The following is a 13,913-nucleotide window of genomic DNA, read 5'->3' on the forward strand; positions in this document are numbered from 1 at the left end:
AGTACCGGGAGATACGTATGTCGGCGCAGGGATGTTCAGCCGATGTCGGGCAGCGGGTCAGGTCAGCGGCGCAGGGCCGGGTGGTCGGCGACGACGGTGCAGGAGCCGGGGGCCACCTCGGTGAAGCCCGCGTCCCGCACCACCGGCAGCCCACTCGCGGTGAGTTCGCGCCAGCGGGCGGTGTCCGGGGTGGCGACGGAGAGCGGGAACCCCGCCTCGCGCCACGCCTTGCGCTCCGCGTCCGACAGTTCCCACCAGGCGAGCTGGGCGCCGTGCCCGGCCTGAGCCATCGCCTTGCCCGCCGACATGGCGACGTCCGGATTCATCCAGAGCACGGGACCGGCCGGATCGGGTGCCGCCGGAGCCTGGGGGTCGTCCAGGTCCGTGCCCGAGACCTGGAGCTTGGCCAGCTCCTTGGGCCAGCCGTCCAGGGGCACCGGAGGGAACACCCTGACCTCCGCGTGCTCGCCCGTGACCGTGATCCCGGGCAGCGTGGAGGCCTTCCGCCACTCCGCGCCGCGCGCCCGCCGGACCACCTTGCGGATACGGGCGTCCTGCCATTCGCGCACGGCCCGCGCCCACTCGCCCTCGGCCCTGCCCTCGTCCTCGCCCTGGGCGCGCGGGTCCGAGAGGATCGTGAGCACCGCACGGGCGGCGGTCACCAGGGCGTCGTTGCGCGCCGGGGGGTCGGTCTTCTCCAGGTGCACCACCAGAGGCAGGACGAACTGCGGGGCTTCGTCACGGGCCGTCGGCTCCGTACGGAACGGGCTGCCGGCGGAGGCTTCCGGTGCTGCGGGAAGGGGCTCGGGAATGCTGTCGCTGCTCACCCGACCCAGTCTGCCAGGCCCCTCCGACAACCTGTTCTTGGCGGAACGGTGGGCTCCGGGTGAGGATGCACAGCATGAAGAGCGACCTCTTTTCCAGCGAGCACATGGCGCAGCAGGCGACCGCCCCGGGGATGACCCTGCAGAACGCCAAATCCATCAAGTACGCCGTCAACGGTGAGATGCACGCGCGTCAGGGATCGATGATCGCCTTCCGGGGCAATCTCCAGTTCGACCGCAAGGGCCAGGGCATCGGCGGCATGCTCAAGCGCGCGGTGACCGGCGAGGGGCTGGCCCTGATGGCGGTCTCGGGGCAGGGCGAGGCCTGGTTCGCCCACGAGGCGGCCAACTGCTTCATCGTCGAGATGGAGCAGGGCGACGTCCTGACCGTCAACGGCCGCAACGTGCTCTGCTTCGACGCGACCCTGTCCTACGAGATCAAGACCGTGAAGGGCGCCGGAATGACCGGCGGCGGCCTCTTCAACAGCGTCTTCAGCGGGTCCGGCAAACTCGGCCTGATATGCGAGGGCCAGCCCATAGTGATCCCCGTCGGCGCGCAGCAGCCGGTGTACGTCGACACGGACGCGGTCGTCGGCTGGAGTGCCCAGCTGTCCACGTCGCTGCACCGCTCGCAGAGCTTCGGCTCGATGGTGCGCGGCGGATCCGGCGAGGCGGTCCAGCTGATGCTCCAGGGCGAGGGGTTCGTGATCGTACGCCCCAGTGAGCTCAAGCAGGAGAAGTCGTCCAGCTGATCCCGCGAGGAGTGGACCGTCGTGATCCTGCGAGGAGTGGGCCGCCGGTACGGCCTGCGTGGACCCTGGGTACTGCGCGGTCTCGACCTCGACCTGCCCGTGCACACCCTGGTCCGGGTCGAGGGCGGTAACGGGGCGGGCAAGTCGACCCTGCTGAGGCTGCTCGCCGGTGTCGACGCGCCGACCGAGGGGCGCGTCACGGGCCGGCCCCGCACGGCGTACGTCCCCGAGCGGTTCCCCGCGGCCCTGCCGTTCACCGCTGCCGGCTACCTCGTCCACCTGGGCCGCGTCCACGGACTCCCGGCGACCGAGGCCGCCGCAGGGGCCGAGGAGTGGCTGGCACGCTTCGGGGCCGCGGAGCACGCCCGTACGCCCCTCGCGGAACTCTCCAAGGGCACCAGCCAGAAGGTCGCCCTCGCCCAGGCGCTCCTCGCCGAGCCGGATCTCCTCGTCCTGGACGAGGCCTGGACGGGCCTGGACTCCGCGGCCCGCGGTGAACTCGACCGGGCGGTGGCGGAGCAGGTCGCCCGTGGTGCCACCGTGGTGTACGTCGACCATGACCCGCGACGGCTCGAAGGATCGGCCGACGCCGTGTACCGGCTGGAGGGCCGTACCCTCGTCGCGGCGAGGGCCACCCCTCCCCGCGATCCCGGCCCACGCGTCCGGATCGAGGCGACGGGCCGGGTGCCCGCCGCCCTCCCGCCGGGACTGCCCGGGGCGCCGGAGGTGGAGTACCACGCCGGAAACCCGGCCGAGGTCCGGTTCACGACCACCGCGGCCCACTCGGACCGTCTGCTCCACGCCCTCGTCACGGCCCGGCCTCCGTGGCACATCACCGGGCTCGCACAGGTCCCGGCACCGGCCCCTGCCTCCGTGACCGCCGCCTCTGACCGGGTGGCCGTTCAGCCGATGACGGCCCCGGACCCGGACCCGGGTCCGGGAACCGCCGCCGCTCCGGCCCCGGACAGGGTGTCCGGACCGGCTCGCGCGACCCGGCCGCCGGTGCGTGTCACGGTCGCGCTGATGCGCTATCAGGCCGCGCTGCTGGCACGCTCACAGCGCTGGCTCGCGCCCCTCCTCCTGTACGTGGCCGCCCTCGGCATAGGCGTGAGGGCGGGGCAGCCCCTGCTGGACTCGCTCGGCTACTCCGCCGCCGTGCTGCTCCCCGTGACGGCGTGGATCGTGCGGCTCTGCGTCGCCCAGGAGCCGCCCGCGGCGCGGGCCGTGACCGCCTCCGCCGCCGGACCGTCGCGCGCCCACCGCGCCTCGCTGCTCACCGGCCTGGTATGCGCACTCGCCCTGGGCGCCGCGGGGGCCGGGACCGTGCTGCTGATCAGCGATCCGGTCAGCACCCACCACACCGTCGCCGTCCCGCTCCTGCCCGCCGCATCCGCCGGACTGCTCGCGATTCTGTGCTGTGCCCTGGTGGGAGCGGCGGTCGGGGCACTCTGCGCCCGGCCGCTCCTGCACCGCGACGGCTGGTCGCTCGTCGCGACCGTGCTCGGCGCGCTGCTCGCCCTCGTGACCGACGGCTCACCCGCGAAGGCCGCGGTGACGGGGCTGGTCTCCGGATCGCTGACCGGCACGGTGCGGGTTCCGCTCCTGCCTTCGGCCGCGGCGGTCGTCGTCGCGGTCACGGTGGCCGCCGTCACGTCCCGGATCGCGGCTCTGCGCGAGTGAGTACGCTCGTACGTATGGACGATGCGTACTGCGAGACACCCCCGCCGACGCCGGCGCCCGAGGACGCGGGCCCTCCGTATGCCGAGTGCGTGCTGTGCCGGAAACCGACCGAATACCCGGAGTCCACGAAGGGCAGCACCCTCTGCCCGGTCTGCGCCTGGCAGGAGGCGGGACGCACCGCCTGTTCCGGCTGAGGTGAGAGCGGGGTGCGGCCGGGTCCCCTCGTCTCGTTCGGAAGGTCCTAGCCGCGCATCAGCTCGGAGACCTTGACGAAGCGGTAGCCGCGCTCGCGGAGCTCCGGGACGATCCGGCGCACGGCGTCGTCGGTGACGGGGGCCGCGCTGCGGGTGCAGTGCATGACCACCAGCGACCCCGGCTCCACCCCTGCCAGCACCTGCTCGGCGACCGCGTCCGCGTCCGTGGCGAAGGCGTCGCCGCTGACCACGTCCCACTGGACCGCGGTCACCCCGGTCGGGGCCAGGGCCTTCAGCGACTCGTCGTCGTAGCAGCCGCCGGGGAAGCGGAAGTACGGCACCACGTGGCGCGCACCCGTCCCGCGGATCGCGGTGAAGGCCCGCTCCACGTCGGCCCGCATATCGGCCTTCGCGACGGTCGGGAGCCCGTAGCAGGGGGAGGAGAAGGCGTAGTGGCTGAACGAGTGGTTGGCGATCTCGAACAGGGGATCGGTTCCGATCGCCCGTGCCTGGTCCGGATACTCCTGCGCCCACCTGCCGGTCATGAAGACCGTCGACGGAACCTGCAGCCGCCGCAGCGAAGCGATCAGCGCCGGGTTGTCGAAGCGCTCACCCTCGGCGGCGCGCGGTCCCTGGTCCGCCGTCATGTCCGCGTCGAAGGTGAGGGCCACGACCTTGTCCCCTCCGTGGGCCCCGGCGGCCTTGCTCCCGGGGCCGGAGCCGTCCACCCGCCGTTCGAAGACCGGCGTCAGTCCGCCGGGGCCCGGTGCGGGCGAGGACGGCACGCTCTCCGGAACCCGCGACGGGGACGCGGGTTCCGGAGAGGCCGTCGGAAGTACGGCGGTCCTGGCACGGGGATGCTCGGAGCTTCCGCAGCCGGCGAGCACCCCACTCGCCACCGCCAGCACGATCATCGTGCGAACAGATTTGATCACTGCGGAACGCTAGCTGATGATTAATCAGATGATACTCACGGCGCCCCGGGCTGCCGGTCGCCGGACCGGCGGATCACCCGCCTGCTCCCGCCCGGGTCAGCGCCAGGGACCCCTCACCGCGAACGTCGTCCCCGGCGTGTAGCAGTTCACGAACATCGTCCCGCCGTCCGGTGAGAACGTGACGCCCGCGAACTCGCCCCACTCCGGGTCCTCGGCCGTCCCGATGTTCTGCCGCCCCCGAGCCATCGCGTAGACCTCGCCGCGCCGCGTCACCCCGAGCACATGCTGCGCGCCGCCGCCGTCCTCGCAGACCATCAGCCCGCCCCCGGCGGCGAGACAGATGTTGTCCGGGGACTCGCCCGGCAGCTGGACGTCGCTGTCCGGTCCGAAGACGATCACCAGGGTGAGGCGTCGCCTCTTCGGTTCGTACCGCCACACCTGGCCGAAGTGGTCGGCGGCCGACCCCTCCGAGCTGTGCGCGAAGCTGGAGACGAAGTACACCGACGAACCGCCCCAGTAGCAGCCCTCCAGCTTCTGGGCGTGCGTGACGCCCTTCGGCCCGAAGTCCTGCAGCCGGATCGGTGTCCCGGTGGCCTGCGGATCCGGTACGGGTACCCACTCGATCCGGTCGAAGCTCGCGCCCGTCTCCTGGATCGCGGAGAGGTCGGCTACGCCGGGCACCCGCATCGCCTCGAGTGCGCCGCCGGCCCGCAGGGAGCCCGTGCCGCCGAGCGGCTTCTCCGGCAGGAAGCGGTAGAAGAGCCCGAACGGCTTCTCGAACGCGTCCTCCGTCTCGTACACGACGCCGTTCTTCGGGTCGACCGCGACGGCCTCGTGCTGGAAGCGGCCCATCGCGGTCAGGGGGACGGCCCCGGTGCGGCGCGGATCGGCGCCGTCCACCTCGAAGACGAAGCCGTGGTCCTTCGTGTAGCCGTTGGTGCCGGCCTTGTCCTCGGTCTCCTCGCAGGTCAGCCAGGTGTTCCAGGGGGTGGGTCCCCCCGCGCAGTTGACCGCGGTACCCGCGACGGCGACACGCTCGCCGCGCACGTTGCCGCGGCCGTCGAGTTCGATGGACGTACAACCCCCCTTTGCCGCGGGGTCGTACGTGAGCCCTTCGACCGTGGGGACACCGATCTTTCCGGTGGTGCGGTTCTCGTGGTTGCGCACGAGGTGGACCCGGCCGCCCCGGCCGGCGAAGGCGGCCATGCCGTCGTGGTTGCTGGGGACCAGGCCCTCGCCGGAGCTGAGCGGGTCGCCCTCCCGGGAGAGCACCCGGTAGCGGAAGCCCTTCGGCAGGTCGAGCAGGCCGTCGGGGTCGGGCAGGAGGGGGCCGTAACCGCTGTGGCCCCGTGCTTCGGCGGTGCCGGAGAAGAGTTCGGTGAAGGCCCCGGTGAAGGCGACCGATGCGGCGGTCGCGGCGCTGCCGGCCAGGACCTGTCGTCGTGTTGCGAGGTGTCGAGGTGCGGATGACATGAGGCAACTCCCTGTTGGCGGACAGGTGAAGTGACCCGCACGTGTGTACCACGCGGCGTGGCGCACGGGAACCGTGCGGGTCACGGTGCCCCTTGGGTCCCCGGGGCGGAAGAGGCCCCGGGGACAGGTGGGATCAGGCCAGCGACGCGGTGAGCGTGATGGTGGTGCCCGTGAGCGCCTGGCTGACCGGGCAGTTCGCCTTGGCGTCCTCGGCGGCCTTCACGAAGCCCGCCTCGTCCAGACCGGGAACCTCGCCCTCCACCGTGAGGTGGATGCCGGTGATTCCGGTACCGGGCTGGAAGGTGACCTCGGCCTGGGTGTTCAGCCGGGTGGGCGGGGTGCCCGCCGTGGCGAGGCCGTTGGACAGAGCCATCGAGAAGCAGCTGGAGTGCGCCGCCGCGATGAGCTCCTCGGGGCTGGTCTTGCCGTTCGCCTTCTCCGCGCGGGACGGCCAGGAGACCGGGTACTCCCCGATCCCCGAGGAGTCGAGGGTGACAACGCCGTTGCCCTCGAGCAGGTTGCCTTCCCAGACCGTGTGCGCCTGACGCGTGGTAGCCATGCTGGATCCCTTCAAACGGTGTGCGCGGTCATGCGGACGTACGCGGCACCCGGGGGCACCCGCACGTCCTTCAACCCCCCGAACCTACTGCGCCACCAGTCCCTTTGCGTCACGCGCCAGCGCGGTCAGCCGCGAGATGGCTCGGAAGTACTTCTTCCGGTACCCGCCGTTCAGCATCTCGTCACTGAAAAGCCGGTCGAAGGGAAGGCCGGAGGCGAGCACCGGGACCTCGCGGTCGTACAGCCGGTCCGCGAGCACCACCAGACGCAGTGCCGTCGACTGGTCGGGCACCGGCTGCACGTCGGTGAGGCAGACCGCGGCGATGCCGTCCGTCAGAGCGCCGTACCGGCTCGGGTGGACCCGGGCGAGATGGTCGAGGAGGGCCGGGAAGTCGTCTAGCGAAGCACCCGGTGTCGCGTACGCGGCCCTGGTGACCTGATCGTCGGAGTACGGGGGCGGCGCCTCGGGGAGCCCTCGGTGGCGGTAGTCCTCGCCGTCGATCCGCAGCGGCCGGAAGTGCGCGGACAGCCCCTGGATCTCGCGGAGGAAGTCCGCCGCCGCGAAACGCCCCTCCCCGAGCTTGCCGGGCAGTGTGTTCGACGTGGCGGCCAGCGCGACGCCCTCCTCGACGAGCCTGCTGAGCAGGGACGACACCAGGACGGTGTCGCCCGGGTCGTCCAGCTCGAATTCGTCGATGCAGAGCAGCCGGTGTCCGCTCAGGGTCTGCACGGTCTGCTGGAAGCCCAGCGCGCCGACCAGGTTCGTCAGCTCGACGAAGGTGCCGAAGGCCTTGAGACCGGGTGCGGCCGGGGTGGCGTGCCAGAGCGAGGCCAGCAGGTGCGTCTTGCCGACGCCGTAGCCGCCGTCGAGGTACACACCGCGCGGACCGGCCGGCGCGGCGGCCTGCTTCCTGCCGAACCGCCCGGCCGTCGCCCGCCACCACCCCCCGGAGGATGCGCTTCGCGCTCTTCCTGTCCTGCCCGAACCTGTGGCATGCGCCCCGCCGAGCCCCTCCGCGAACGAGCTGAGGACCTCGACCGCCTCGGTCTGGCTCGGCTGGTGCGGGTCGGGTACGTACGTATCGAAACGCACCGAGTCGAAGCGCGGCGGCGGCACCATCTCCGCGACCAGACGGTCGGCGGGGACGCGCGGCTCGAGGGCGCACAGGGACTGCGGGGCCGTTTCGGCTATGGGGCTCTGCCCCGGCACGGCTGTGGAGGACGACACAACTATCCACCTTAAGGGCCGTGCCAGACTGCTGGGCATGCGACGCCTGCTCCCTGTGACGGACCTGACAACCCCAGCCCCGGCCGTTGCCGCCGCCGACCGCGAGTGGACGCTCGACGAGCTGGCCGACGCCTACGCGTATCCCGGCGGCGAGCGCCCCTGGCTGCGCGCCAACATGGTCTCCACCCTGGACGGCGCCGCCCAGCACGACGGCCGCTCCCAGGGCATCTCGTGCCCCACCGACATGCGGATCTTCGGCACCCTGCGGGGTCTCGCGGACGCGGTCGTCGTCGGCGCCGAAACGGTGCGCCTGGAGGGATACCGGCCGGCGCGGGCCCGCGACGCCTTCGCCGCCAGGCGTGAGGCGGCCGGGCAGGGGCCCGCACCCGCCATCGCGGTCGTCAGCGCGAGCCTGGACCTGGACTTCTCGCTCCCGCTCTTCGTCTCGCCGCTCGTACCGACCTTCGTGATCACCGGAGCCGCGGCTCCCTCGGACCGGGTGCGGGCGGCACGGGAGGCGGGGGCCGAGGTGCTCTTCGCCGGGGACGGCGCCGCGGTCGATCCGGCCCGTGCGCTCGCGGAACTGGGCGGGCGGGGCCTCGACCGGCTCCTCACCGAAGGCGGACCGCGGCTGCTCGGCCAGTTCGTGGCCGCGGGAGTGCTGGACGAGCTCTGTCTGACCCTGTCCCCGCTGCTCACCGCCGGGGACGCTCAGCGCATCGCGGGCGGCCCCGCCATCCCTGTGCCGGAACGTTTCTCCCTCGTCTCCCTCCTGGAGGAGGGAGGATTCCTCTTCACTCGGTACGGGAAGATCTGACACATAGCGGAATCACCCGTTCCGCTTGGTCCCGGGTGGGCACACTTGGTCCAGCTACCCCGTGCAATTGCGGGGAAGGATGGTTTCAGCAACAGCGGCCGTCCCGCGGCCCACGAGATGAAGCGGAAGGGCGCCTGTCGTGTTCACAAGCGTTTTGATGATCGAGAAGCCGCTCACCCCCGAGGACGTGGAATTCGTCACCACGCTCCACGGCGAGGAGCGGATCTCGTTCGTCGTACTCATGCAGCCCCGCAGTGACCAGGCAGACGTGCTGCTGCGCGCGATCGACGACGTGGCTCTCGGCGAGCTCCGGGAAGCCGTCCGCGAAGGGGAGCAGCCGGAGGGCAAGGACGCCAGGGAGCCCGCCGAGATGGCACTGGAGTACTCGCTCCGGGAGCTGCGCGAGGCGGGCTCCGAGGCCGTCGGACAGGTGGTCGAGGACCACCCGCTGGACAAGCTGAAGACCGTGGTCGACGACTCGGGGGCGGACGAGGTCATCGTGCTGACCGCGCCGCACTACGTCGAGGAGTTCTTCCACCGCGACTGGGCGTCCAGGGCGCGCCACAAGGTCGGCGTACCGGTGCTCAAGCTCTTCGCGCACAGCGAATAGGCTGGGGCGGACCCAGAACCACGTCGCACCTCGGGAGAGACACGTATGGCACCCGGTATTCCTGCCGCCCTTGAACGGCCGCACTTCATCGGCATCGGCGGCGCCGGAATGTCGGGCATCGCGAAGATCCTCGCCCAGCGCGGCGCGAAGGTGGCGGGCAGCGACGCCAGGGAATCCGCCACGGCCGACGCCCTGCGCGCGCTGGGAGTGACCGTCCACATCGGGCACGCCGCCGGGCACCTGGCCGACGACTCCACCTCGGTGGTCGTCTCCAGCGCCATCCGCGCGGACAACCCCGAGCTGGTCCGCGCGGCCGAGCTCGGCATTCCCGTCGTGCACCGCTCCGACGCGCTCGCCTCCCTGATGGAGGGCCTGCGCGCCATCGCGGTCGCCGGCACGCACGGCAAGACCACCACCACGTCGATGCTCGCCGTGGCCCTCTCCGAGCTGGCCCTCGACCCTTCGTACGCCATCGGCGGCGACCTGGAGGGCCCCGGCACCAACGCGACGCACGGCGAGGGAGACATCTTCGTCGCCGAGGCCGACGAGAGCGACCGCAGCTTCCAGAAGTACGACCCCCAGGTCGCGATCGTCCTCAACGTCGAGCTCGACCACCACGCGAACTACGCGTCGATGGACGAGATCTACGAGTCCTTCGAGACCTTCGTCGGCAAGGTCGTCCCGGGCGGCACCCTGGTCATCGCGGCCGACCAGCCCGGCGCCGTCGAGCTGACCCGGAAGGTCCGCGAGCTCTCCTCCCTCACCGTCGTCACCTACGGCGAGTCCGAGGGCGCGGACGTACGCGTGCACAAGGTCACCCCGCGCGGTCTGACCAGCGAGGTCACGGTCGTGCTGAACGGCAGGTACCTCACCTTCACGGTCTCCGTGCCCGGCCGTCACTACGCGCACAACGCGGTCGCCGCGCTCGCCGCCGGTGTCGCGCTCGGCATCCCCGCGCACAACCTGGCCTCCGCCATCGGCAAGTACACCGGGGTGAAGCGCCGTCTCCAGCTCAAGGGCGAGGCGGCGGGGGTGCAGGTCATCGACTCGTACGCGCACCACCCCACGGAGATGACCGCCGACCTGGAGGCCATGCGCGGTGCGGCGACCGGGTCCCGCCTCCTGGTGGTCTTCCAGCCCCACCTCTTCTCCCGCACCCAGGAGCTCGGCACCGAGATGGGCCAGGCCCTCGCTCTCGCCGACGCCTCGCTGGTCCTGGACATCTACCCGGCGAGGGAGGACCCGGTCCCGGGTGTCACGAGCGCGTTGATCATCGATGCCGCGAAGGCCGCGGGCGCCGATGTCACGGCCGTCCACGACAAGGCGGAAGTTCCCGCCGCCGTCGCGGGAATGGCGAAGCCCGGCGATCTGGTTCTCACCATGGGAGCGGGCGATGTCACCGACCTCGGCCCGCAGATCCTGGACCACCTGTCGAGCTGAGGGAGCCACCGTGTCGTACGACGTCGAGAAGCCGGACGAGCAGTGGCGGGCAGAGCTGACGCCCGCCGAGTACGCGGTGCTGCGCAAGGCCGGCACCGAGCCCGCCTTCGTGGGTGAGTACACCGACACCAAGACGGCGGGTGTGTACTCCTGCCGTGCCTGCGGCGCGGAGCTGTTCCGCTCCGACACCAAGTTCGAGTCGCACTGCGGCTGGCCGTCCTTCTACGACCCGAAGGACACCGACGCGGTCGAACTGCTGCAGGACAACAGCCTGGGCATGGCCCGCACCGAGGTGCGCTGCGCCCGCTGCGGCTCGCACCTGGGGCACGTCTTCGAGGGCGAGGGCTATCAGACGCCCACGGACCAGCGTTACTGCATCAACTCGATCTCGCTGACGCTGGCGCCGGACGAGGGCTGAGCGGCCGGGCCCGAAAGAGGCCCTGACACCGGAAGCCGTGGCCGGGCCCTCGGCCACCGGACCGCCGCCCGTCAGGAGGTTCCTGACGGGCGGCGGTCCTGCGAGGCAGCCCGGCACCGCCGGTGCCGGGCTGCCGTCAGGCGGGGGACACCGGCGCGCTCACGACTTCACGAGCTCCACCGGCTCCCGCTGCACCGGGATCTCCCGCTGCAGCCGCTCGCCCTCGATGTCGAGGTCGGGCAGGACACGGTCGACCGGGCGGGGCAGCCACCAGGCGGCGCGTCCCAGAAGGTGCATGACCGCGGGCACGAGGGCCATACGGACGACGAAGGCGTCGATGAGCACGCCGATCGCCAGTGCGAAACCGATGGACTTGATGATCGGGTCGGGCATGAACACGAAGCCGCCGAAGACGGCGGTCATGATCACCGCTGCGGCCGTGACCACGCGCCCGTTGTGGCCGACACCGCTGATGACGGCCTCACGGGCGTCGGCACCGTGGACGAAGTCCTCCCGCATCCGCGAGACGAGGAAGACCTCGTAGTCCATGGCGAGTCCGAAGAGGATGCCGATCAGGAGGATGGGCAGGAAGCTGACCAGGGGCCCGGGTGTGTCGAGGCCGACCAGGTCCGCCAGGTGGCCTTCCTGGAAGATCGCGACGGTGATCCCGAAGGTGGCACCGATGGTCAGCAGGAAGCCCAGCGCGGCCTTGAGAGGCACGAGGACCGACCGGAAGACGAGCATCAGCAGCAGGACGGACAGCCCCACCACCAGCAGGAGATAGACCGGCAGCGCGCCGGCGAGCTTCTCGGAGACGTCGATGCCGACCGCCGTGGCACCGGTCAGTGCGATGGACGCGCCCTTCACGTCCTCCACCCGGTCACGGATCTCGTTGACGGTGTCCTCGGTCGCTGCGGCGGTGGGACCGGTTTCGGGGATCACGGCCAGGAGAGCGGTCGTGCCCTTCTCGTTCATCTGAGGGGCGGCGACGGCCAGCACCCCGTCGGTCTCCATGACGATCGCGGCGGTCTCCTTGGCCGCCGCGCCGGTCGCCTGCGCGGTGTCGCCGGATACGACGGCGACCAGCCGCCCGTTGAAGCCCTCGCCGAACCCCTCGGTGGTCAGGTCGTAGGCCTCGCGGTTGGGTGACCCGACCGCCTCGGTGCCGGCGTCGGGCAGGGCCAGGCGCATGTCCTGCACGGGCAGGGCGAGGGCTCCGAGGCCGAGCACCCCGATCACGAGGACGGGGATGCGCAGCCGTGCCACGATCCGGCCCCACCGGAAGCCGAAACCGGCCCCGGCCTCGACGGGAGCGGGGGCGGGTGTCCGGTCCTGGGCACGCTGCTTCCGGGGCAGGACGCGGGTGCCCGCGAAGCCGAGGACGGCAGGCAGCAGAGTGAGGGACACCAGCACCGCGAGAGCGACCGTGGCCGCGGCAGCCAGGCCCATGACCGTCAGGAAGGGCACACCGGCTACGGCGAGACCGGCCAGCGCGATGACGACGGTGGCGCCCGCGAAGACGACGGCCGAACCGGCGGTCCCGGCCGCCCTGCCGGCTGCTTCCTCCCCGTCCATGCCCTCCAGAAGGTAGTGGCGGTAACGGGAGGTGATGAACAGGGCGTAGTCGATGCCGACGGCCAGGCCCAGCATGAGCGCCAGGATGGGCGCTGTGCTGGTCAGTTCGATGGTGCTGCTCAGGGCGAACAGCCCGGCCATCCCTGCCGCGACGCCGACCAGGGCGTTCAGCAGGGTCATGCCCGCCGCGACCAGCGAACCGAAGGTGAGGACGAGCACGAGCGCGGCGACCGCGACACCGATGATCTCGGTGGAACCGACCTCCGGGACGCCCCGCATGATCTCGCCACCGTGCTCGACGCGCAGATCCGCGACGGACGCACCCGCCTCGCGGAACGCCTCGCGCTGCGCGTCGGTGATGCCGTCGACGCCCGAGTCGAACTGCACCTGGATCAGGGCGTAGCGGCCGTCCGGCGACACCGCCTTCGACGCGAAGGGGTCGACGGCGGCGAGGACACCGGGAACCTCGGCGGCCTCCTCGGTCACGGGAGCCACAGCCGGGGGAGTGAGCTTCTGGCCCTCGGGCGCGGCGACGACTATCGTCCCCGTCGCCCCGCCCGCCTGCGGGAATTCCCGGGAGAGCGAGTCCAGGGCCTTCTGCGACTCGGTGCCCGGTATGGAGAACTTACTGGTGGTGGGCCCGCTGAAGGCTGCCGCGCCGCCTCCGAGAAGTGCGAGCAGCAGGAGCCAGAGGGCGAGGACGCGTCCTCGGCGACGGAAGGACAGCCGGCCGAGCCGGTACAGCAGGATTGCCATGCGGAAGAGGCGTCTTTCTCTTGGATCTGGACGGCTTCTGTCAGCCGGTCTGATGCCCGAGGGTTCTCAGCGCCCCCTGGACCAGTTCGGCTCGCATCGTGTCGGGTTCGACATCCACGTCGGCGGCGACCGTGACAGCCACGCCGCCGATCACCATCTGCGCCCGGACGCGAGCACCCGGCTCCTCCGAACGGCCGGCCAGCGCCGCCGCGAGCTGGTCGACCGCCCGGGGGATGACGGCCAGTACCGGATGGCCGAGCATGTCGGGCAGTTCCGCAAAGATGATCTTCACTTCCAGGTGGAAGCGCATCGCGAGGCCGACGTAGCCCGTGACGGCCGGTTCGACGGCTCGACCGCCCTCGAGCACCGACAGCTCCCCGACCATGGCGGAGAGGCTCTCGGCCGGTGGGGTCAGCAGTTCGGTGAGGATCGCGTCCTTCCCGGCGAAGTGGTACAGCAGGGACGCCTTGGAGCAGCGCGCCTCGACTGCGATGTCGTGCAGCGAGGTCCCCTTGAAGCCGTGCTCGGCGAAGAGCCGCAGGGCGGAACCGAGAATCTGACGGCGCATCGCGGACGGCGGACGTGGCATGGGCCCACCGTAGCTGACCGATCGGTCAGGTCTGACCGATCGGTCAGCTGTTCTTGGTGACGCG

At 71.5% G+C, this 13,913-nt stretch carries 13 protein-coding genes and 1 pseudogene; 7 read left to right on the plus strand and 7 right to left on the minus strand.

Annotated elements, in window-relative coordinates:
• Positions 1 to 62: 62 nt before the first annotated feature.
• On the minus strand, positions 63 to 827 hold the full coding sequence (locus OO67_RS13540) for a peptidyl-tRNA hydrolase (RefSeq protein WP_033300101.1): 765 nt from the start codon (positions 825 to 827) through the stop codon (positions 63 to 65).
• 74 nt (positions 828 to 901) lie between these two features.
• On the opposite strand from OO67_RS13540, the gene OO67_RS13545 reads away from it, so the two are divergent.
• The 3 genes and pseudogenes from OO67_RS13545 to OO67_RS13555 all read left to right on the plus strand — a co-directional run bounded on the left by OO67_RS13545 (position 902) and on the right by OO67_RS13555 (position 3,450).
• Positions 902 to 1,576, plus strand: a complete 675-nt coding sequence (locus OO67_RS13545; protein ID WP_033300102.1) for an AIM24 family protein — start codon at positions 902 to 904, stop codon at positions 1,574 to 1,576.
• Between the two features lie 21 nt (positions 1,577 to 1,597).
• Positions 1,598 to 2,446 (plus strand): annotated as a pseudogene (locus tag OO67_RS39690) (ATP-binding cassette domain-containing protein); the annotation flags it as partial.
• Between the two features lie 824 nt (positions 2,447 to 3,270).
• Positions 3,271 to 3,450, plus strand: a complete 180-nt coding sequence (locus tag OO67_RS13555) for a hypothetical protein (protein ID WP_033300103.1) — start codon at positions 3,271 to 3,273, stop codon at positions 3,448 to 3,450.
• Positions 3,451 to 3,497: 47 nt separating this feature from the next.
• On the opposite strand, the gene OO67_RS13560 is transcribed toward OO67_RS13555, so the two are convergent.
• The 4 genes from OO67_RS13560 to zapE all read right to left on the minus strand — a co-directional run bounded on the left by OO67_RS13560 (position 3,498) and on the right by zapE (position 7,644).
• On the minus strand, positions 3,498 to 4,364 hold the full coding sequence (locus tag OO67_RS13560; protein WP_033300104.1) for a polysaccharide deacetylase family protein: 867 nt from the start codon (positions 4,362 to 4,364) through the stop codon (positions 3,498 to 3,500).
• Positions 4,365 to 4,481: 117 nt separating this feature from the next.
• Positions 4,482 to 5,858, minus strand: coding sequence for an alkaline phosphatase PhoX (locus tag OO67_RS13565; protein ID WP_033300106.1), 1,377 nt, complete (start codon positions 5,856 to 5,858; stop codon positions 4,482 to 4,484).
• Between the two features lie 133 nt (positions 5,859 to 5,991).
• Positions 5,992 to 6,417, minus strand: coding sequence for an OsmC family protein (locus OO67_RS13570; protein WP_033300108.1), 426 nt, complete (start codon positions 6,415 to 6,417; stop codon positions 5,992 to 5,994).
• A gap of 84 nt (positions 6,418 to 6,501) precedes the next feature.
• Positions 6,502 to 7,644 carry a cell division protein ZapE gene (gene zapE, locus OO67_RS13575; RefSeq protein WP_033300110.1) on the minus strand — a complete coding sequence of 381 codons (1,143 nt, stop codon included), beginning with the start codon at positions 7,642 to 7,644 and terminating at the stop codon, positions 6,502 to 6,504.
• A gap of 37 nt (positions 7,645 to 7,681) precedes the next feature.
• Here zapE and OO67_RS13580 point away from each other — a divergent pair, with 37 nt between their 5' ends.
• The 4 genes from OO67_RS13580 (at position 7,682) to msrB (ending at position 10,929) form a co-directional block, all read left to right on the plus strand.
• Positions 7,682 to 8,461 carry a pyrimidine reductase family protein gene (locus tag OO67_RS13580; RefSeq protein WP_033300112.1) on the plus strand — a complete coding sequence of 260 codons (780 nt, stop codon included), beginning with the start codon at positions 7,682 to 7,684 and terminating at the stop codon, positions 8,459 to 8,461.
• 157 nt (positions 8,462 to 8,618) lie between these two features.
• Complete coding sequence (locus tag OO67_RS13585) at positions 8,619 to 9,071, plus strand: indole-3-glycerol phosphate synthase (RefSeq protein ID WP_208861012.1); 453 nt, start codon at positions 8,619 to 8,621, stop codon at positions 9,069 to 9,071.
• Between the two features lie 45 nt (positions 9,072 to 9,116).
• Entirely contained in the window at positions 9,117 to 10,511 is a 1,395-nt protein-coding gene (gene murC, locus OO67_RS13590; RefSeq protein WP_033300116.1) for a UDP-N-acetylmuramate--L-alanine ligase, read from the plus strand.
• Positions 10,512 to 10,521: 10 nt separating this feature from the next.
• Positions 10,522 to 10,929, plus strand: coding sequence for a peptide-methionine (R)-S-oxide reductase MsrB (msrB, locus tag OO67_RS13595; RefSeq protein ID WP_033300118.1), 408 nt, complete (start codon positions 10,522 to 10,524; stop codon positions 10,927 to 10,929).
• A gap of 159 nt (positions 10,930 to 11,088) precedes the next feature.
• On the opposite strand, the gene OO67_RS13600 is transcribed toward msrB, so the two are convergent.
• The gene (locus tag OO67_RS13600; protein ID WP_033300120.1) at positions 11,089 to 13,260 is read right to left on the minus strand and encodes an MMPL family transporter; all 2,172 of its coding nucleotides are present in this window, start codon (positions 13,258 to 13,260) and stop codon (positions 11,089 to 11,091) included.
• Between the two features lie 40 nt (positions 13,261 to 13,300).
• Positions 13,301 to 13,849: a TetR/AcrR family transcriptional regulator gene (locus tag OO67_RS13605; RefSeq protein WP_033300122.1), complete on the minus strand. Its 549-nt coding sequence runs from the start codon at positions 13,847 to 13,849 to the stop codon at positions 13,301 to 13,303.
• Between the last annotated feature and the right edge of the window lie 64 nt (positions 13,850 to 13,913).

This window comes from Streptomyces atroolivaceus (assembly GCF_000717025.1).
Classification (GTDB): Bacteria; Actinomycetota; Actinomycetes; order Streptomycetales; family Streptomycetaceae; genus Streptomyces; species Streptomyces atroolivaceus.